The organism is uncultured Sphaerochaeta sp. (assembly GCF_963676625.2).
In the GTDB taxonomy this organism is placed as follows: Bacteria; Spirochaetota; Spirochaetia; order Sphaerochaetales; family Sphaerochaetaceae; genus Sphaerochaeta.
On record NZ_CAXXYB010000009.1, the window covers coordinates 289,205 to 309,720 of the forward strand.

General features: G+C 44.6%; 15 protein-coding genes. 6 read left to right on the forward strand and 9 right to left on the reverse strand.

The features are described from left to right. Window positions 1-49: 49 nt before the first annotated feature. The gene (locus ACHZBG_RS15330; protein WP_320130339.1) at window positions 50-2,386 is read right to left on the reverse strand and encodes a glycoside hydrolase family 2 TIM barrel-domain containing protein; all 2,337 of its coding nucleotides are present in this window, start codon (window positions 2,384-2,386) and stop codon (window positions 50-52) included. A gap of 184 nt (window positions 2,387-2,570) precedes the next feature. Between ACHZBG_RS15330 and ACHZBG_RS15335 the strand changes: the two genes are divergently transcribed. Next, window positions 2,571-4,232, forward strand: coding sequence for a diphosphate--fructose-6-phosphate 1-phosphotransferase (locus tag ACHZBG_RS15335; protein ID WP_320130340.1), 1,662 nt, complete (start codon window positions 2,571-2,573; stop codon window positions 4,230-4,232). A gap of 78 nt (window positions 4,233-4,310) precedes the next feature. On the opposite strand, the gene mgrA is transcribed toward ACHZBG_RS15335, so the two are convergent. Beyond that, entirely contained in the window at window positions 4,311-5,339 is a 1,029-nt protein-coding gene (gene mgrA, locus ACHZBG_RS15340) for an L-glyceraldehyde 3-phosphate reductase (RefSeq protein WP_320130354.1), read from the reverse strand. Window positions 5,340-5,519: 180 nt separating this feature from the next. Between mgrA and ACHZBG_RS15345 the strand changes: the two genes are divergently transcribed. Then, window positions 5,520-8,024 (forward strand): glycoside hydrolase family 2 protein, encoded by a 2,505-nt coding sequence (locus tag ACHZBG_RS15345; RefSeq protein WP_320130341.1) that lies wholly within the window; start codon window positions 5,520-5,522, stop codon window positions 8,022-8,024. Between the two features lie 114 nt (window positions 8,025-8,138). On the opposite strand, the gene ACHZBG_RS15350 is transcribed toward ACHZBG_RS15345, so the two are convergent. From ACHZBG_RS15350 to ACHZBG_RS15365, 4 genes are all read right to left on the reverse strand, one after another. After that, window positions 8,139-9,500, reverse strand: a complete 1,362-nt coding sequence (locus ACHZBG_RS15350) for an extracellular solute-binding protein (protein WP_320130342.1) — start codon at window positions 9,498-9,500, stop codon at window positions 8,139-8,141. A gap of 203 nt (window positions 9,501-9,703) precedes the next feature. Further along, the gene (locus tag ACHZBG_RS15355; RefSeq protein ID WP_320130343.1) at window positions 9,704-10,555 is read right to left on the reverse strand and encodes a carbohydrate ABC transporter permease; all 852 of its coding nucleotides are present in this window, start codon (window positions 10,553-10,555) and stop codon (window positions 9,704-9,706) included. A gap of 1 nt (window position 10,556) precedes the next feature. Then, window positions 10,557-11,480 carry a sugar ABC transporter permease gene (locus ACHZBG_RS15360; RefSeq protein ID WP_320130344.1) on the reverse strand — a complete coding sequence of 308 codons (924 nt, stop codon included), beginning with the start codon at window positions 11,478-11,480 and terminating at the stop codon, window positions 10,557-10,559. After that, on the reverse strand, window positions 11,473-12,684 hold the full coding sequence (locus ACHZBG_RS15365; protein ID WP_320130345.1) for an ROK family protein: 1,212 nt from the start codon (window positions 12,682-12,684) through the stop codon (window positions 11,473-11,475). The genes ACHZBG_RS15360 and ACHZBG_RS15365 overlap by 8 nt, the downstream gene beginning before the upstream one ends. Before the next feature lie 169 nt (window positions 12,685-12,853). Here ACHZBG_RS15365 and ACHZBG_RS15370 point away from each other — a divergent pair, with 169 nt between their 5' ends. Next, window positions 12,854-14,335, forward strand: a complete 1,482-nt coding sequence (locus ACHZBG_RS15370; RefSeq protein WP_320130346.1) for a beta-N-acetylhexosaminidase — start codon at window positions 12,854-12,856, stop codon at window positions 14,333-14,335. Between the two features lie 208 nt (window positions 14,336-14,543). Here ACHZBG_RS15370 and ACHZBG_RS15375 read toward each other — a convergent pair whose 3' ends face one another. The 3 genes from ACHZBG_RS15375 to ACHZBG_RS15385 all read right to left on the reverse strand — a co-directional run bounded on the left by ACHZBG_RS15375 (window position 14,544) and on the right by ACHZBG_RS15385 (window position 17,619). Next, window positions 14,544-14,849, reverse strand: coding sequence for a YhbY family RNA-binding protein (locus tag ACHZBG_RS15375; RefSeq protein WP_320130347.1), 306 nt, complete (start codon window positions 14,847-14,849; stop codon window positions 14,544-14,546). A 13-nt stretch (window positions 14,850-14,862) separates the two neighbouring features. Then, entirely contained in the window at window positions 14,863-16,605 is a 1,743-nt protein-coding gene (locus ACHZBG_RS15380; protein WP_320130348.1) for an AMP-binding protein, read from the reverse strand. 132 nt (window positions 16,606-16,737) lie between these two features. After that, window positions 16,738-17,619: a LysR family transcriptional regulator gene (locus ACHZBG_RS15385; protein WP_320130349.1), complete on the reverse strand. Its 882-nt coding sequence runs from the start codon at window positions 17,617-17,619 to the stop codon at window positions 16,738-16,740. Window positions 17,620-17,733: 114 nt separating this feature from the next. Between ACHZBG_RS15385 and ACHZBG_RS15390 the strand changes: the two genes are divergently transcribed. The 3 genes from ACHZBG_RS15390 to ACHZBG_RS15400 all read left to right on the forward strand — a co-directional run. Continuing rightward, window positions 17,734-18,648 carry a 4Fe-4S binding protein gene (locus ACHZBG_RS15390; RefSeq protein WP_320130350.1) on the forward strand — a complete coding sequence of 305 codons (915 nt, stop codon included), beginning with the start codon at window positions 17,734-17,736 and terminating at the stop codon, window positions 18,646-18,648. 6 nt (window positions 18,649-18,654) lie between these two features. Further along, window positions 18,655-19,599, forward strand: a complete 945-nt coding sequence (locus tag ACHZBG_RS15395; RefSeq protein WP_320130351.1) for an ABC transporter substrate-binding protein — start codon at window positions 18,655-18,657, stop codon at window positions 19,597-19,599. Further along, window positions 19,571-20,516 (forward strand): iron ABC transporter permease (locus ACHZBG_RS15400; protein ID WP_320130352.1); only part of this gene is annotated, 946 nt, incomplete at its 3' end. The genes ACHZBG_RS15395 and ACHZBG_RS15400, both read left to right, overlap by 29 nt.

Genomic DNA, 20,516 nt, shown 5'->3' on the forward strand with positions numbered 1-20,516 from the left:
TGAGGTTCTTTGGACAGGAATCTGCATCAATATAGAGAGTAAACATACCCTAGAGTATCGTAAAATCGACAGTCTTGTCACCTAAATTACTATGGACAGTTACTGTAGCTTTTCCGCTCTGCCCCAAGGTTCGCACATAAATTGCTCCTGCACCGCCTTCTGTCTGGCTCAAAGTTGGTGAAAGAAGCGCCAGAGGACCTGTCACGGAAACGGAAAAGGCTTCATTGGCATACGGAAGGGGCATGGTCATACCTTTCTTTTGTATCAAGACCGAAATTTGCTCGGCATCATAGGAAAAACCATTTTGCAAGGTCGTCCTGGATGTAGCAAGGATAAGTTCCGGTTTCTTATCCTGACCATAGGTCTCCTGACAAACAACCTTGCCCTCACTTATGCCATCAAAACGCCAAAGGGAACCGGCACTTCCCCAATTTCCGACGTACCGGGAATACAGACTCACGGAGTCATCATAGGAGAGTTTATATTTTTTCATGAAATATGCCATTTCCAGTTTATCGGCAAGTGTAAACCGTGCAAATTGTCTGCCCACCTTCAGCAGGAGTCTTCGAAGTCGATCCCTATCCTTGACTGAAAGAAACGCTTCAGCCTCGAGTCTTTTTCCAATCATATCCTCAATAATCACCGGAGGATGAGGAAGATGGGGAAACTGTTCCCTTGCCGGTTTATAGGTACCGACCAATATATCATTGTAATAAAGATTGACACTCTCGCAATTCGTACAGATAAGCACCGAAGCCAGGGAAGCAGAGGGGAAATCCCCGGCATCCATGGTAGAAGAGACAACCAGGACATTCTCAGTATCCTTCTGGCTTTTATACACATAGGCGGCAAACTTGGGGATACGAAACTGATCGCACACCCCATGGTAGCAGACTTGGTCACCGCTGCCAAAATTACTATGGGTGGCATAGTCGTTCATACACCAGCCAATCGCTCCGGAGAGGCCTTCCTCTCCATAGAGGGAATCGAGGACATGGTAATGCCGTAAGGCATGCTCGACCCGCATTGAAGGATTGTCATATCGCTTGGTAGGAAACATATGTCCATTGAATTCAGTTACTAGATACGGAACTACCAACGAGCATACACTTTTTTTGGGTGCAAGCCCTGCATTGCTACCCATATGGGAAAAATCATTATAAGTATAGACATCCTCAAGCAGATGACTTCCCGAAAAATTTCTAATCCCCCCGGTTTGCCTGGTAGCATCCAAAGAATGTGCCATAGCATTGGTTTTTTCATACAATGTATCATCATCGGCTGATTCATTGATTCTCACTCCCCAGAGTACGATGCTAGGATGGTTATAATCTCGTAATATCATCTGTCGTACATTTTCTACGCACAAATCCCTCCAATGGGGATTCTCGGAAATATGTTGCCACCCAGGGATCTCTTCCAGGACAAGGAGGCCAAGCTCGTCACAGGCCTCAAGGAAGGAAGGATCCTGGGGATAATGGCTGGTCCTGACGATATCTATTCCCAAATCCTTGAGCTTGAGGGCATCTGCTCTTTGCATTGAAGGAGGCATGGCATATCCTACATACGGATAACTCTGGTGGCGATCAAGACCTACAAGTTTACGCTTGGTTCCATTAAGATAGAATCCATCAGCCTCAAACCGAGCCTGACGTGATCCCACCTTGCAACAAAAGGTATCGAAAGTATCCATGGATAAGCAAAACCCATAAAGCTTTGGATTTTCGGGCGACCAACTCTCAAGTGAAAGATCTCGCATCTTTGCAGAAATCTTTCCATTGAGAACCAATCCCTCGCATCGTCCGATTTCTCTTTTCTCATCACAAAGGATAGCTTCATACGCATTGCCATCAGCTCCCTCTACCACGGCCTCAAAGGAAAGGAGATCAGGCTGGTCGCATATGATCCGGCAATTCAATATCCGTTGGGAATGCACATACTGCAAGGAAACAGTCCGATAGATTCCCCCATAGGTAAGATAATCGATACTTCCCCCAAAAGGAGGAATTGCAGGATTTTCGGTACTATCGACCATGACGGTAAGCACCAGTTCCTTCTTTTTCGGAAGTTGCACTTCAAAGGGGGTATATCCTCCTTCATGGAAAGATATAAGCGTCCCATTTGCATACACTTCACACCGAGAGGCAACACCTTCGAAACGAATCACTGCCTGCATGCCTACAGGACAATCGAGAGAGAGGTGTTTTCGGTAACAACAAGTAAAACCAAAATCCTTTTCCTCGAAATAATGGCTTCTTTGATACAAGCTGGCATGGGGGATGTCCACCCTTTCCCATTGGCTGTCATCATAGTCAGCATGCGTATAGCTTCGGTCGAAGGAAGACTTGAAGAGCCAATCGTAATTCAAATTTGAAGTGATGTGCATGCAGAACTCCTTGATAATCGGTATAACAGAAGAAGAAGCACACTGCAACAGTATTTTTTTCAATTGCAAGCTAATACTTGTGTGCAAGTTTAGGTATCAAAATTGTTTCAATCGCTTGAAAAAAGGTCATATTTTTTCTATGGTTAGGCTGTTCAAGAGTTTTAGTACTATAAAGGAGTATATCATGGATATTTCGCCTCTTCAGCGAGCAAGGTATGATTATCAACCAAAACTTCCCGCAATCCTCAGAGAACCAATCGGTTCCATTATTTCGGTAACAGGAGAAAGCACAAAACCTGTCTCGGATGGCGAGAAAATAAAGGCTTTGTTTCCCCACACTTGTGGTCTTCCCACGGTTTCTTTCCAAAAAGGAAAAAATTCCACTGCTTCACCGTCAAGAAATATTGGGGTTATCCTCAGCGGTGGACAGGCTCCCGGGGGGCATAATGTCATCAGTGGCTTGTTCGATGCCATGAAAGAGGCAAACAAGGAGAATCATTTATATGGCTTCAAAGGTGGTCCAAGTGGAATTCTTGAAGATTCCTACATTGAGATCACCGAAGAATTTCTCAAACCTTACCGTAATACCGGTGGTTTTGACATCATAGGAAGCGGACGAACCAAACTCGAAACTGAAGAACAATTTGAAATCTGCGAAAAGGTCTGCAAAAACCACCAGATATCCTCCATTGTCATTATCGGTGGCGATGATTCAAACACCAATGCAGCCGTCCTGGCAGAGTATTTTGCCAAAAAACAGAATGGCATTCAGGTCATTGGTTGCCCCAAGACAATCGATGGTGACCTGAAAAATGAATCAATAGAGATTTCGTTTGGATTCGATACGGCTACCAAAACCTACAGCGAGATGATCGGCAACATTGAACGCGATGCGAACAGTGCCAAGAAATACTGGCATTTCATCAAGCTCATGGGCCGTAGTGCCAGCCATATAGCCTTGGAATGTGCCTTGGAAACCCAACCAAACATCTGTTTGATAAGTGAGGAAGTCGAGGCGAAGAGACAATCCTTGGCAAGTATCGTAGACGATATTGCCCTGACTATTGCCAGCAGAGCCAAGGATGGCAATAATTTTGGGGTTATCCTCATCCCTGAGGGCTTGGTCGAATTCATTCCCGAAGTCAAGATATTGATCGAGGAAATCAACGACCTGCTGGCAAGGGAAGCAGAGACTTTTGCCCTGAGTTCAAACGATAACGAGATGTTTGCCTTCGTTGCAGAACGACTTTCTGCTGAGAGCAGGAAAGTATTCCTCCTTCTTCCCGAAAGCATCAAGAAACAATTGCTCATGGATCGAGACCCCCACGGGAATGTACAGGTTTCCAGAATCGAAACCGACAAACTCCTGGCCGAGATGGTCACTTCCCAGCTGAAGGCAATGAAAGAAAATGGAACCTATAACGGGAAATTCAGTACGATGACCCATTTCTTCGGCTATGAGGGCCGATGCGCATTCCCTACCAATTTCGATGCCGATTATTGTTATAGCCTTGGGTATAATGCCTTCCTTTTGATCATAGGCGGTTTGACAGGGTACCTTTCCTCGGTAAAAAACCTTTCCGCTCCTGCCATGGAATGGAAAGCAGGAGGAATCCCCATTACCATGATGATGAATCTTGAGCAGCGTCACGGGGAATTGAAGCCAGTAATCAAAAAGGCTCTGGTCGAACTTGAGGGAGCACCCTTCAAGTACTTTGAAGCACATAGGGCCCAGTGGGCACAGGAAACCTGTTTCACGTTCCCTGGGGCTGTCCAGTATTTTGGACCGACAGAAGTTTGTGATTTGACTACCATTACCTTGGCTTTGGAACAAGCAGGCAAATAGCCTACCCAAGAGCTTTATAAAAAGAGGGCCTGTTGCAAACCTACTTGCAACAGGCCCTCTTTCATACGAAATACATACTCAATTTGGGGTACTCGATTTCGCCCAAAGGTTAATGTTTCCGTCCTGGGCATACAAATCGATCTCCTTAAGTTCTTCCTCGCTGAAAGCAAGGTTTTCCAAGGCTCCGATATTTTCCCGTATCTGGTCAGGTGTACTTGCCCCGATAAGAACTGAAGTAACCTCTCTTTTCCTCAAGACCCAAGCCAAGGCCATTTGAGCAAGGCTCTGGCTCCTGCGTTTTGCTATCTCGTTAAGATGCCTTATCCTATCAAGATTCTCTTTGGTCAGCATCTTTTCAGAGAGGGCCGAACCTGTTCTGGCAGCCCTGCTTCCTGAAGGAATCTTTTCAAGATATTTATCAGTAAGCATTCCCTGGGCAAGAGGTGAAAAACAGATGGTTCCCATGCCAAGCTCCCCGAGGGTATCGAGCAAGTCTTCCTCGATCCAACGATTCAACATGGAATAGGAAGGTTGATGAATGAGAACTGGGACATTTCGAGCCTTGAGAATGGCATAGGCCTCCCTGGTCTTTTTTGCAGAATAGGAAGAAATGCCAACATACAGCGCTTTTCCCTGTCTGTAGGCTGTTTCAAGGGCTCCCAGAGTCTCTTCAAGAGGCGTATTGGGATCAAACCGATGGGAATAGAATATATCGACATAGTCCAGACCGAGCCGCTCAAGACTCTGGTCGAGACTGGAAAGAAGATATTTACGGCTTCCGCCTTCCCCATAGGGGCCAGGCCACATGGAATATCCCGCCTTGGTGGAGATGATCAATTCATCACGGTAAGAATTTAGGTCCTGCGACAGTATCTTGCCAAAATTGAGTTCGGCGGAACCAGCGGGAGGACCATAGTTGTTTGCCAGGTCAAAATGGGTTATCCCCAGGTCAAAGGCAGTATGAATCATTTCACGGGCATTGGCCAAAGAAGAGATATCACCAAAATTATTCCATAATCCCAAGGAAATGGCAGGCAGTTTGAGCCCACTGTTTCCGCAGTAATTATAATGCATCCGTTCATAACGTTTTTCATTTGCTACATACATCATTTCGACTCCTTTTGTCCCTACCCTCCGATAGAGGGTACCGACAATTATACCAAAGTATATCCCCCAAGGGTACCAAGGGGCAAGGTTGCCAAAAGTCATGATTTTCAACAAGGCACAGGTAGGTACATACCCCATTTTCCAAGAAGAATGTGATATACTTTTATCCGGAGGTTTTCCATGCAAACAATCAATTTAAACGGACAATGGCGATTAAGCCCAAACGATAAGAAGGCCATCGGTCCTTTCTGTACATATTTTCTCACTTCCCCAAGCATTCCCTGCACCCTGCCAGGAGATGTACATAGTGCCTTGCTTGAACAACAGCTTATACCTGACCCCTACTTCGGGACAAATGAACTTCAGGTGCAATGGGTGGGAAAGCAGGACTGGAATTTAACAAAGGTTTTTTCAGTGACCAAGGAACAGATGGAAAGCGGAATGCCTGTCCTTACCCTTACCATGGCCGACACAATTATCAAGGTTCTGGTCAATGGCGAGGAAGCAGGTACTTGCAACAACCAGTTTCGTAGATTCCGCTTCGACCTTTCCCCTTGGTTACGGGAAGGGGACAATACAATGGAATTGCAATTTTTCAGTGCCGAGGCTGTTGCCATGCAAGAGGCAGAAAAACTCTCCTATCCCATTCCCTATTCCGTGTACCCGGTCTCTGCAAAGCATCGCAATTTGATACGAAAGACCCAAAGTCATAGTGGTTGGGACTGGGGTCCCTGTATCATGAGCTTTGGAATCTATGAGGATATTCTTCTGGACTTCATCGACGAAGGTATAGTCGAGTCCATTGTCACCGATACAACTCCCATTTCTGAGAAAACCTGGGAGGTAACGGTAACAGTCGTTTTCAATGCCCCCCAAAACCGAAGCCTTCCCTGCTCCATTACCGTGGGCAAAGACGCGGGAAGCCAAAAAGGAAATGCCAACGTCACGACAGGATTGAACAAACTCTCCTTCCATCTCATGTGCACAGATATTGAACGTTGGTGGCCAAACGGTGAGGGAAAACCTACCCTCTATCGTCTTACAGTCGCCATAGGCGACCAAACTTTTGTCAAACGGATAGGATTTCGAACCTTGACGGTAAAGACAGTGGAGGACGAACAGGGTGGCAAGGGAATGACTTTCTGCGTCAATGGCCGAGAGGTTTTTGCAAAAGGAGCCAACTGGATCCCCCTCGATGCCCTGGTCTCAAGGTTTAGCGACCAGCGTTATGAGCAACTGCTCCAAGGATGTGTAGACGCCAACATGAATATGATTCGTCTCTGGGGTGGCGGTCTCTATGAGAAGGAAGCCTTCTACGATTATTGTGACGAAAAGGGCCTTATGATATGGCATGACTGCATGTTCAGTTGTTCCATGTACCCTTCCAACCCAGCCTTTCTTGCCAATGTAGAGGCAGAACTTCGTTACCAGATACCTCGATTGCAGGATCATGCAAGCATCGCCCTTTGGTGTGGCAACAACGAAGATCTTGGAGCAATCGGCTGGTATGAGGAGACAAAGAACAACCCTATCCGCTATGTCATCGACTATGACCGCCTCAACGAAGGAACAGTAGGAAGGGTCATCAGGGAGCTTGACCCCAACAGGACTTGGTGGCCCTCCAGCCCTTCGGCGGGAATCGATGATTTTTCGGATAATTGGCATAATGATAGCCGGGGGGATATGCATTTCTGGTCAGTGTGGCATGAAGGAAAGCCTTTTGAAGCTTACTATTCAATAAAACCACGTTTTGTCAGTGAATTTGGCTACCAGAGTTTTCCCTCACTCTCCACCGTCAAACTCTATGCACCTGATGAACAATTGAACCTGACCAGCCCCATCATGGAACATCACCAGAAGAATGACAGGGGGAATTCGATAATCATCGAGAATTTCTCTCGTTATTTCCGCTTCCCCTCCTCTTTCGAACAGATGCTCTACCTTTCCCAGGCCCAACAGGCAATGGCTATCAAGACCGCCGTGGAATTCTGGAGGACTCTTCGTCCCCATTGCATGGGAGCCATTTTCTGGCAGCTCAATGACAACTGGCCGGTAGCTTCCTGGTCTTCCATCGATTACACTGGTAAATGGAAGTTGCTCCAATATGCGGCCATGCATTTTTATTCACCAATCATGCCCATAGCGTATTTGACCGAAGACGGAAAAATGGAAGTCTTTGTGGTCAATGACCGACCTAGGCCCCTTTTGGATGCAAAGCTATCGATTCAATTCTGCCATTTTACCGGAGAAAAGCTCAATAAGCAGGAATACTTCCAAGATTTCCCTGCCCAGAGCAGCACCCATGTATGCACGATAGACCCAAAGACGCAATTCAAGGCAGAAGCGCAGGATTCCTTTGCCTATATCAAACTGGTTTCAAGTGAAATATACAGGGAGAATTGCCTCTTTCTGGACAGGCCCAAGAGATGTACGATTATCAATCCTGAGCTCAATTTGTCCATAGCAAGAGCCCCTGAAGGATTTTCCGTGACGGTAAGTTGCCAAGCCCCTGCATTCTTTGTATCCCTGGACGCAGGAAATCTCAAAGGCAACTTCACTGACAATTTCTTTGACATTCGACCGACTGCACAAAAGGTGGTGGTATTCAAGACCAAGGAAAAAATATCCATCAAGCAATTCCGGGATCTGTTAGTGATATATGATCTCTATGGAAGCAGTCACTGATGCAAACAAGATGAAAATACAGGTGATGGAGAACTTTTCCATCACCTTTTTTATACAGCAAAGGGACCGTTTCCGGTCCCCTTGCTGTATTTGAGCACAAAACAATAGGTACTCTTATTGATTGGCTTTCCAGGTTTCCCAAGCTTTCTGAACATCCTTGGCAACTGTTGCAGGAGTCTTGGAACCAAGACCAATTTCCTGTAATCCTGTGTTGATTACATTGTAGACATCACCGGCAAGGACTCCATCGATAACAGGAGTGACAGTGGTGTAAGTGTTGTAATACGCCGCACGTTTGGCTACCAAAGGCTCAAGGTTATTGTCTTTGACTACCTTGGCTACATTGACATTCAAATTCGAAGGGAAGGCAGCACCGACGGAGAGACGATAGGTCTGTGCATATTCACCCTCAAGGAACTTTATGAGGCGCCAGGAAGCAGCTTCCTCCGCAGAACCAGCGGGAATGTTTGCACTCATGCCCCAGCCAGTACCTACAACACCACTATTGGAGTTATGGATTACTTCACCAGGAATCGTAGGGATAACCATCAGCTCAATGTCACTGCCCTGGACTTCAGGACTCAACAAAGCCTTGCCTGTGGTGATATCAGTCTGGAAAGATGCTGTTGACCAGTCACCATCAATATAGAAGGCAGCTTTTCCCAAAGCAAAATTACCACGACTTGAACCATAGGGACTGGTAAGGCTATTGGGGTTGATCATACCAGACTTGTACATATCATCAATCAGGCTCAAGGATTTGACAAACCAGGGATCAGTAAAGGAAATCTTGCCAGCGGCAAGGTCTTTGTACCAATCCACACCACCAAAACGACCAACTACCATGGAGAACAAGCAACTCTGCATTACCCAGGCATCCATATTGTCCATTGCAATCAAGTCAATGCCCTTTGCTTTCAAGGGCTTAACCATAGCCTTCATCTCTTCATAAGAGGTGGGAATGGCAAACCCATTGTCTGCGAGGACTTTCTTGTTGACATAGAGCATATGAGTCATAGTTATACCGTTGGGAAGCTCACCGAGAAATCCAGCAAACTGAGGTACCAGACATGCAGGGTTATAGGAATCAACCAAACCATCTTTTTCCAGGAACGGCATGAGATCTTTCACGCTATGAGTGGTATGAAGGCTGGTAGAACGTCCGCTGGGCCACATGTACAAGACATCAGGCAAGTTTCCACTGGCTACATAGGCTTCTGTTTTCTGATGGAAGGGTTCGTTGAACAAATCTTCACGAATAACCTTGATATCAGGATTGTCAGCTGCAAATTTATCCCAAAGCAATTTAATTTCATTTGCACTATTAGGTTCTGACATATCAATGTAGTTCAAAACCGTAATTTCCGTTTGACCATTTGTAGCTTTCGTAGTTTCCTTGGTCCCCTGTGCAAAAATTGATGTACATGCCATCAATAAAGCAAGGGCCAATACCGAGACTCTCTTTATTCCAGTCATCTTTACCTCCTAATGACGTATCGAGCTCACATATTCCAGTAGGACTTGCACCATACTGACTACATAATCGTTCACTCCCCGGCGGGAAAGGAACCCTTGAAACCTTTTAGTTCATACTTTGTACAAACTAAATGCTACCATGCACTCCACTATCTGTCAAACTTTTTCCTTAAACATCTTTGAACAGATTGAAAGTGTGCGGATTACCCTTTTACGGCACCTGCAGCAACACCTTTGGTAATTTCTTTTCGGAAAAACAGGTAGAATAATAGCATCGGGAACAAACCAATTACCAAGGAAGCAAACTGCTTGCCAAAATCGCTTGAAAGAGCCCCGGCAAATTTCTGGACACCAACAGGAAGACTCTTGAGGGCATCACTGCTTGTCAGAATATTGATCAACATAAATTCATTCCAGGTACCCGTGACAGTTAAAATCGCCACAGTCACGGCCACTGGCATTGCCATGGGAACGATAATTGCAGAAAAGATTTTCATATAGGTGGCACCATCGAGTCTTGCTGATTCAACCAAGGCATCGGGAATACTTTTTATATAATCGGTGCCTAGATAGATACCTATCGGCATGGCAATTCCAATATAGGGAATGAGAACTCCCAAACGAGTGTTATACAGCCCAGTCCAGTTAATGATCAAAAAGAGAGGGACCATGATTGACTGCAACGTTAACAGTAAGCCAATAACATAAGACCCATGGAGAAATTTCGTTGCCTTATGGGGAATCTTTGCAAAGGCAAAACCAGCCATGAAAGAAAATACCAAGGTGACCACGGTCGTAATACCTGTATAAATTACACTATTCAGTATTAAATGGGGAAATTTTCCTCGAACCCAGGCATCCGTGTAATTAACCGTCACCCAATCTTTCGGAAAACCCAATTTATTGAGTTGGAATTCAGTTGTAGTCTTGAAAGAATTTATACCAAGCCAAATCAAGGGATAGATTGCCATGACAGTAAAGAAAAACATGATTAGATATGTCAGGAACAAACCAAGTCTCGCCTTGAAAGATTTTGTATCTTTGATATCGTTCATATTATTCTTTTCCTCCAAATCTCTTTTCAGCCCATTTTGTCAGACCGATCAGCATGAAACTGATGATAACCATAACAGTACTGATTGCATTCGCCAACGGATAATTTGGAGCCCCCTGGAATGCCTTGTCAAACATATATACAGAAAGAACGCTTGTCCGGTTTGCCGGGCCTCCTCCTGTCATGACATAAATCAAATCGAAACTCTTCAAGGAGCCACTGATTGCAAAAATGCAACTGGTAACTATTATTCCGGAAAGAGCCGGAAGAATGATATAGCGCAAGGACTGCCCTTCGGAAGCTCCATCAATTTTCGCTGCCTCTATGATGGAAGAATCAATTTTCTGAAGATTGGCCATGAATATTATCAGATAAGTTCCCGTATACATCCACAGGATGACAAACAGAACCGGAAGTATGGGGTGATTGGAAACCCCGTATTCAAAGCTGGGGTTAAACAATCGAACAAGTTCTGGATAGGCTCCATAGGGAGCAAAGAAGGATTTCCAGAGAATACCTATAACAACTGTGGAAATAACACAGGGCAAATAGATCATGGTCTGGAAAAAATCGGTATTCTTTACGATTCCCCTGTACAGGACATAGGCAAGAAAAAAGCCAAGGGGAATCTGGCCAAAAACCGAGACAAAGACAATCCAAAGATTATTCTTCAAGGCAAGGTAGAAGTACTCATCCACGAACAGCCGTTTATACCATTTCAACCCAACGAACTCCACCGGAACCCGTCCCCCGAACAGTTTACCACCATTATAATTAGTAAGACTCAAGACAACCGAAAAAACCGTAGGAAAAGCCAAAACGGCAAAATATACAAGAAAACCAGGCAAAACCAACATCCAGTAGGAACGATTTTGCTCTTTACGTGCAGAAGCCAGTGTTGCAACACCCTTCAAGCTTTTATTCATTGTCACCACCTTCTTCATTAACAAGCACATAGGATTTTTTCATGGGATAGGCTTGATCAATGACATCATCCCAATCAAAATGCGTACGACTTTCAATTTCAGACAACTCAGGTACTGCAAAGAGTTTCTGCAGATACATGGTAGCCGCTCCTTTGGCAACAACCGATTCATCATGGGCGTTGAAAATCATCTTGCAACCAATTTTTTCCAATAAGGCCAAAAATTGGGGACTATCGTTCTTCAGCATTTCCATTATTTTCTCATCATCCTCAAAAGGCTTTCCATGGATAAAGATAAAACGTGGATCCAATACAGATAAAACAGGAACCAAGGAAGCAAACAAGTCTTTCATCCATAGTGCCAAGGCCGTAGGATTGGTTGCCGATTCAACCAATAAATCCTTTGGTAAACCATTCTGGCCAATACTGTCTTCCCTCCAGCTCAGTGAACAGAACTCACCTGCACTGTGATGAGCTCCGGCATACACCTTGCCACCGATTGAAAGGCCTATGCCCAAGCCAATACCTGAACAGTCCCCAAACTTGTAGTTTCCTTCATGATAATCGGCAATCAGACAGACAAAATCACCCAAATGGATATTTCTATTTGTGGTCATCTCAAGCCATGCTGTACAGTTGGCATCATTTTCAACAAATACAGGAACTGCATATCTTTTTTCGAAGAATGAGTGAAAATCATAATTATGAAGTTTGAAAGGTTCAGCGTATACGATGATTCCATTTTCTGTATTGACTATCCCCGGTACTCCTGCACATACGGCAAGCAAGGGGATCTTGATTTTCTTAACCTCAGACAGGACCTTATCCATCAGAAACAGCAAGATACCATCAAAATCAACCTTTGGAAGATTTCCCCTGTCCTGCCATAGCACAGAACCAGTTATATCAAGAATGACCGCCCTATAATGGGAAGGCTGGATATCAAAACCGACAACACAACCAAATCGTTGATTCAAACGAAGGATAATCGGCTTTCGCCCTCCCCGACTCATCCCGCTTCCTTCCTCACCCTCATATACCACCTCATTGTCAATCAACGAGGAGATGATGTTGGTAACCGTGGATCTGTAAAGGCACAACTCACGAGCTATATCAACTCGACTGATACCTGGACTTTTCCAAATCAATTGGGCAACAAGGGAAGTGTTTGCATTTTTCTGAAAATTATTGTTGTTTATTCTCATTGGCTTCTTTAATATAGAGGATAGAATCCCCTTGGGATAGTTTGTTTGCTCTTTGTACAAACTAAGAGTATCATCGCATACCTCAGCTGTCAACAAGTTTTTAAAAGGAATACTCAAAAGAATTTGTGTACTACATCTTTAGGAAATTATTCAAAATCAGGAAGAAACTATGAAACAAAATAAACAAAGGAAAGTCTGCGAGTTCTTGATGCCACTTCCCTTGCACATACAGGAAAATGAGGGTTCTTTTCGCATTCATAATGGCATAACCATCAGTTCAGCGCCAATTTTCAGGGATTTGGCAGAACTTGCACGACTTCAACTTACCTGCAACCTCGGAGGAGAGGATATACTATTCAAACTAAGCGAGGGATTTTCCCCTGAGGAATATTCACTGAAGGTTACCCGAAACCAAATTGTGTTGTCAGCTTCCTACATACAAGGGGCTTTCCATGGGTTGCAGACACTCAGGCAAGTAGCCTTGGCAAATGACAACATCATTCCTTGCTGCTTTATCAAGGATAAACCAATGTACAGTTGGAGAGGCTTCATGCTCGACTGCAGCAGGCATTTCTTTTCCCCGTCCTTCATCATGAAGCTCATTGATGTCGCAGCCCTTCACCATCTCAATCGTTTTCATTGGCATCTTACCGATGATCAAGGTTGGCGTTTTCCTGTGGCAGGATACCCAAAATTGGAAAGCATTGCCTCAAAAAGAAAAGAAATTGAATATACCAAGGAGTTCAGTTATGGCGGGTTCTATCAGAAAAAAGATATCGAAAAGATAGTTGCATATGCACACCGGCGTCAAATGCAGGTCATTCCCGAAATAGAAACCCCTGGCCATGCCTCAGCCCTTCTGGCGGCCTATCCTAACCTTGGCTGTAGCAAAGGTCCCTATGAAGTACAAAATCATTGGGGTATCTTCAAGGAAGTCATGTGTGCCGGCAATGACGAGGTGTTATCATTTTTGGACTCAGCAATAGGAACCTTGGCAACACTTTTTACTGATCCCTATATCCATATCGGTGGTGATGAATGCCCTCACACCACATGGGAACAATGCCCTGCATGTCAAAAGAGAATGCACGACAATTCCCTGAAAAATGAGAACGAACTCCAGGCCTGGATGATAACCCAAATTGCCAAGTTGGTCGAGAAACATGGGAAACGTCCCATTGGTTGGGATGAAGTCCTGGATGGCAGTGAGAATCTGGGGCTCCCTAAAAACCTTATAGTCATGTCTTGGCGAGGAGTGGAGGGAGGTTTGAAGGCCAGCCAGCTTGGACATCAGATAATCATGAGCCCGAATACCCAGGGATGTTATCTGGACTACAAACACCTCGATAGCATCGAGGAACCCGGGAATCTAGGAGTGACGACCGTACAAGACACGGCCCAATTCACACCTTGTCCCTCCCAGATGGATATAAAAAGTCAGGCAATGGTACTTGGTGGGCAGGCCAACCTTTGGACTGAGAAGGTCGTTTTTTCACGCCAGGCGGAATATTTACTCTTCCCTCGCCTATCAGTCATGGCAGAGCGACTTTGGAATCCACAACCAATTGAAAGTATTGAAAACAGGAGAAGCAGTCTGGAAAAGAAATTAGCATGTTTGGATATAAATTGTTACAGAGGAAATTATCAATAGTACGTTGCAAGAGATGCCTCATTGTGGTACTAATGAATATCACCTTCTGGTGGATTTTCTCTAAGCGCAAGCCCTCTTGTCCGTTGGACGGAGGGCTTGCATTTTCAATTATCGGAATCACTTTCCTTTCAGGCTTTTTCCCTACAAAAAAACACCAGCGATACTACTTATCCTCTGGTGTTGAAATGTCAGGCAACCAGGTGTTGCCTTATTCACCTTTTCTCATCATTTCCTTGGGGAAATGCATGAGATGGTTTTCGCTATCACGGTAGAAGGTTGCAATGAACCCCATGATGCCAATCAGTTCGCTTTTCGTTTCGACTGCAAGCTGTTCGGCAAGGGTCTTCTTCTCATCCTTGAAAGCCTGGAACTTCACCTTCACCAGTTCATGACTGGTGAGAGCCTCGTCAAGGGCGGTAACGATCCGGGGATCTACTCCACCCTTCCCGACCATAACGATCGGTTTTAGATTCTGGGCCTTAGCCTTCAGAAAACTCCGTACACTACTATCCATATCTCAACTATACCTAGTCCTTGTACTTCTGTTCAACTACAAAGCGCTTTACTTTTTTTGTACTGGTCATCTCAAAAGGCTCATCAACCACCTGGACACGAGTTATCTTCTTGTAATTCTGCAGTTCCTTGTTCACTTCCGAGACTATTTCTTGCATTCGCTTCTCGACAATAGCCTTGGCAGATTCCCCATTCTCTTTTTTTATTTTCTCAAAATAGGTCTGGGAAGGATAGATCAAGGCACGAATCCCTTCGCTTTTTGCCTTGGCATCAAGGGTATACTTGCAAACACAAATTGTATCTATCTCATCATGAAGCTGGAAATAATCCTCGACTTCCTCAGGAAAGACATTTTTTCCTCCGGCAGTCACGATAACATTCTTTTCACGCCCTGTAAGGTAGAGATATCCCTTGGCATCCTGATGACCCACATCACCGGTTATCAACCAATCGCCATCCATGACTTCGGCAGTAGCCTCCGGATTTTTATAATATCCTTGCATTACCATGGAGCCCTTGATGCAGATAATGCCATTACCTTCGGCATCAGGATTTATGATCTTGACCTCTGCCCCTGGAATCTTTTTCCCTACGGAAGTCTCAATATATGCCTCAACGGGATTAAGATGCGTGATGGGACTGGTCTCGGTAAGACCATACCCCTGGACAAAGTCAATACCCAATTCATTGAACATCTTGAACGTGGAAGCTGGTAAGGGGCCACCACCTGAAATACAGATTCTGTTTGTATCCAAGGAAAGCTTTTCCAACAAGAATCCAAACATTTTCTTGCCAACATTCACCTTGAATACTTTTTTGAGGAATCCTGAAATTCCCATCAGAAAACGTATGGCACCATAAACAAGCAATCCTTTTTCCCGAACACCATGCATCAGTCCACCGATCATCTTGTTGAAAAGCATGGGAACCCCAAGAAACATGGTAACATGACCTTCCTTGATTTCCTTCAATACCTGGCTGATAACCAGTTTCTTGCCAAAAACTACTTCGGCTCCACTACTCATTCCAACAAAAAATACAGAAAGCATCGTATAGGCATGATGGATAGGAAGAATCGCATAAAATACATCAGTCGGGTAAATCCACATATTGCCTTGTGCAAGAAGGGCATCGGAAACCAAATTTCGATGACTGAGCATGACACCTTTCGGGGTACCGGTGGTACCGCTGGTAAACAAGATTGCCGCCGTATCGGTAGTTGAACTCTTTTCTGTCTCCTGCTCTTCCTTAACCTGGCAGTCAAGGATGAATGGAAAATCCTTGCAAGGTTCCAAGCTGATCTTATCGGTCAGAGCAAGGGTATTTTTCGGGTCAAGGGTCTTGAGTCTATCGGCATCGGCGAATAGTTTTGTTACATCGGCAAAAGCAAGGAGCTTTTTCATTTCAGCATCATGGAAGGTACAATCCAAGGGAACCACGATAGCCCCTGCATATAAAATTCCCAGATAGGCCATAGTCCACTCTGGGCTATTCTTTCCGGAAACAGCAATTTTATCGCCTTTCTTAACCCCATGACTTACCAGATAGTTCCCTATCTGTTTAACAATCGTATGGACTTCACTATACGTAAAGGTCTCTTTCGTGGGTACAAAAGCTGTATAACATCTATTATCGGGATATCTCTTAACTGAAATATTGAACAGTTCAACGATTGTAGGCCATTCTCCCTGAAAATCCTTTCCCCTAAATTCCTCCAGGAAATCCCAAGGTTTTTTGGACCCCTTTTTATTTGCCATGTTCATTCTCCTCATAGGTCGTGCTCTTCTTAAAAACTCAAACCTAATTCAACTATATGCAGAATAAAATCAAAAATCAAGATTTTTATGACAGTTTTTCAACATCCGTCATGTTGTATATTATAATGTTGGTCATATTTCAAAAAATGTCTTGATTTCCTTTACCAGACTCTCAATAGAAGGAGTAAAGAATTTATCTTTATGATACACCAAACTGAAAAAACGTTTAAAATCTGCCCCTTCAATGGCTATCGAACGCAAGAGCCCCTGTTTTAAATCCTCACGGACCAGTCGCTCGGAGATAACCGAAAACCCCTGTCCACTTTTTACCGCGTTGATTATGGAATCAGAGCTATGACAAATCCATTTTTCCACGACGCTTGTCTTGTTTTCCGATAAAAACCTGACAAATCTTTCTCGCGTTCCACTACCTTCTTCCCTGAATATAAAAGGTTTTCCAGCCAAATCGGCAACTGTGCAAGTAGGATTGGCAGGAAAGGGATACTCAGGAGAAAGGACCAGGACCAATTCATCGAGAATCAAAGGCTCAACGATGATATCGGTACTTGCTACCGTACCTTCGACCAAGGCAAGATCAAGCCTGTTTTCCAATAAAAGGGTTTCGATGACATGGGTATTGTCCACCACCACCTTTACAATACTATTACTATGAGAGGTCTCATAGGAACTGATTAATTTCGGCATGATGCTGCTTCCCACCGTAATCGTCGCACCCATCCGCAGAAAAACGGTCTGTGTATAGGAACCTAGATTGGCATCCACTTCATCATACAGATCAAGAATGCTCTTTGACCGTGATAATAAATAGTAGCCATCACTGGTGAGATACAGACGCCTGGATAATCGTTCGAATAATTTGACTCCATACTCTGCCTCAATCTCGGTTATTACATGACTTATTGTAGGCTGGGCACAATCGAGGCGCTCTGCGGCCTTGCTCATTGACAAGGTATCCGCCACCTCACAGAAAATCCTGAAATCACGAATCGTCATGGACTGCTCCTATATATAGTATATTTACTATATATTCTATTCTATTTATAATATTTACTCTATATTTATTTCTTCCTATACTACCCCTGTTTTAATCATTTCAAGGAGCAGTCAATGAAACCCTCTACAGAACAAATAAAAAATCTGAAAGGACAAGGGTACCTCATAAACAGGGATACCGACAATTTCTCAGCCAGGATCATCACTGGAAATGGATGTCTCACATCAACACAATTGCAACAAGCTGGTGAGGCTGCCTCGTTATATGGAGACGGAACAATTGCCCTTACCAGTCGAATGACTTTGGAACTGCCCGGTATCACATATTCCTCCATTCCTGACTTCATGTCATTTCTTGCTTCCAAAGGATTGGAAACAGGAGGGACTGGGGCAAAAGTCCGCCCTGTTGTCTGCTGCAAGGGGTCCACCTGCACCTTTGGATTATACGATACCCAGGCCCTTGCCTTGAAAATACATGAACGATTCTATGAAGGGTATCATAGCATTCAACTTCCCCACAAATTCAAGATTGCCTGTGGTGGATGTCCCAACAATTGCGTCAAACCAGATCTCAATGACTTTGGCATTGTCGGACAAAAAGTTCCTGTCATCGACTCGGCCAGCTGTAAATCCTGTACCAGATGCAATGCGCAGGTACAATGCCCCCTGTCGGCTATCAACAAGAATGGTGTGGCCTTGATCAACAGAGAGCTTTGCAATAATTGCGGACGCTGTATCAAAAACTGTCCGTTCGGGGCAATTGCAGGTGAAGAAGTCCGTTTCTCTGTCTATATCGGGGGAAGATGGGGCAAACAGGTAAGGATCGGCAGTCGCCTGACCGGATTATATAACGAGACAGAAGTGCTCGACATGGTAGAAAAAGCAATTCTTCTTTTCATGCGAGATGGAGTACAAGGTGAACGTTTTGCAAACTTGGTGGATAGACTTGGCCTGGAGACTGTCCAGACTCTTTTGGAAAACCAGGATTTGCTTGAACAAAAAAACTCGATTATCCAGGGAAGCAGGTAATAGACAATGCCTCCACGCAAGTTTTTCTCAATTTTCTTTATCTTTCTCTTGTCTGGAACCTTGCTTACCTCTTGTTCAAGAGGGAGTACCCAGCTCCAGATTGAACCGAAAAACAGCTATTACCAATTTGTCGACGACCTGGGAAATACGGTTTTTCTTGAAAAAAAGCCTGAAAGAATCATTTCAACCTATGGCTCATATGCAGAAACCTGGCTTCTTTCTGGAGGAACTCTCGTAGGTGTCACTGATGATGTATTGAGTGAACGCAAATTGGATATCAGTCCGATGCCGATAATCATCGGAAAGGTAAAGACTCCGAACATAGAATCCATACTTGCCTTGAAACCTGATTTTGTACTGCTTTCAGCAAACATCCCAGCCCAGATTGCCCTCTCCGATACCTTGACTAAAGCAGGCATTGCCCACGCTTATTTCAGGGTAGAACATTTCAAGGACTACCTATGCATGCTCAACATTCTTACCGATATTACGGGAAGAAAGGATTTGTACCAAAAGAACGGAGTCGATGTCGAGCAAAGGATCCAGGCCATACTCAAGAATTTCAAGCCAAAGGTTGCAAACCCATCAGTCTTGGCAGTTCGTTGTTTCAGCAGTAATGCCAAACCTCTGGCAGCCGATACCATGGTAAATGTCATGCTCAAGGAGCTGGGAGCAGACAATGTAATTACCCATACCCCTTCCCTGCTTTCCGACCTATCCCTTGAAAAAATCCTGGAAGAAGATCCTTCGTACATCCTTGCAGTTCCCATGGGTAATGTTGACCAAGCCCAAAAGGAGATGAAGCAGAATTTCGAGACCAATCCATCGTGGAAAGACCTTGCGGCAGTAAAAGAAAACCATTACATCTTTCTTCCCAAGGAACTTTTTCATTACAAACCAAATGCACATTGGGATGAAAGCTATGCCTACCTTGCAAACCTCCTCTCCTAGATACCTTCGGTTTCTTTGGCCAGTGCTGATCTTGTCAGCTCTGTTTATGGCAAATCTTTGCCTAGGCTCTGCAAAGATACCTGTTTCCCGCTTATTTGCCATACTCTGGCAAGAGGATACAAGTTCCACGTCCTTTAGAATCGTACGCTATGTAAGATTGATACGTTCACTATCTGCCGTGCTTTGTGGCATGGCTCTGGGCGTAAGTGGGTATTTATTGCAAACAGCCCTGAACAACCCACTTGCAAGCCCCAATGTCATTGGGGTAAATGCAGGAGCCGGTTTCACCTCGGTACTCTTTTCCGCCTGTCTTCCAAAATTGGCCGGCTTTTCCTTGTTTGCCTCCTTTTTTGGTGCACTGATTGCTGTTTTGACAGTATTTCTCCTGGCCAAGGCAACAAGGGCCTCACGAACTACCATCGTACTATGTGGAGTCGCTGTCTCAAGTTTCTTTTCAGCCTGCACGGATACGGTCATCACCTTATTCCCGGACACCCAAATACAACGGATAGATTTTTTGGTGGGATCTTTCTCGTTTGTGAGCGAAAAACAACTTCAGTTTGGCTCAATCTTCATACTAGTCGGTATAGTACTTGCCTTGTTGCTTGAAAGGGACTTGCAAATCTTGCTCCTGGGAGAAGAAACTGCACAAGCTTTGGGACTGAAAGTCGAAAGGACTCGAACCTTCGCCCTCATCCTGGCAGCCATTCTCTCGGGAAGTGCCGTTAGCATGTGCGGGCTTATTGGGTTCATTGGTCTGATCATTCCGCATATATGCAGAATGATTATTGGTAGCAACAAGAGAAATCTTATCCCCTATTGTGCCCTGGGCGGTGCCATACTTGCCCTAGGATGCGACCTTATAGCCAGATTACTGTTTGCGCCATACGAGATACCGGTGGGAATCATTCTTTCCT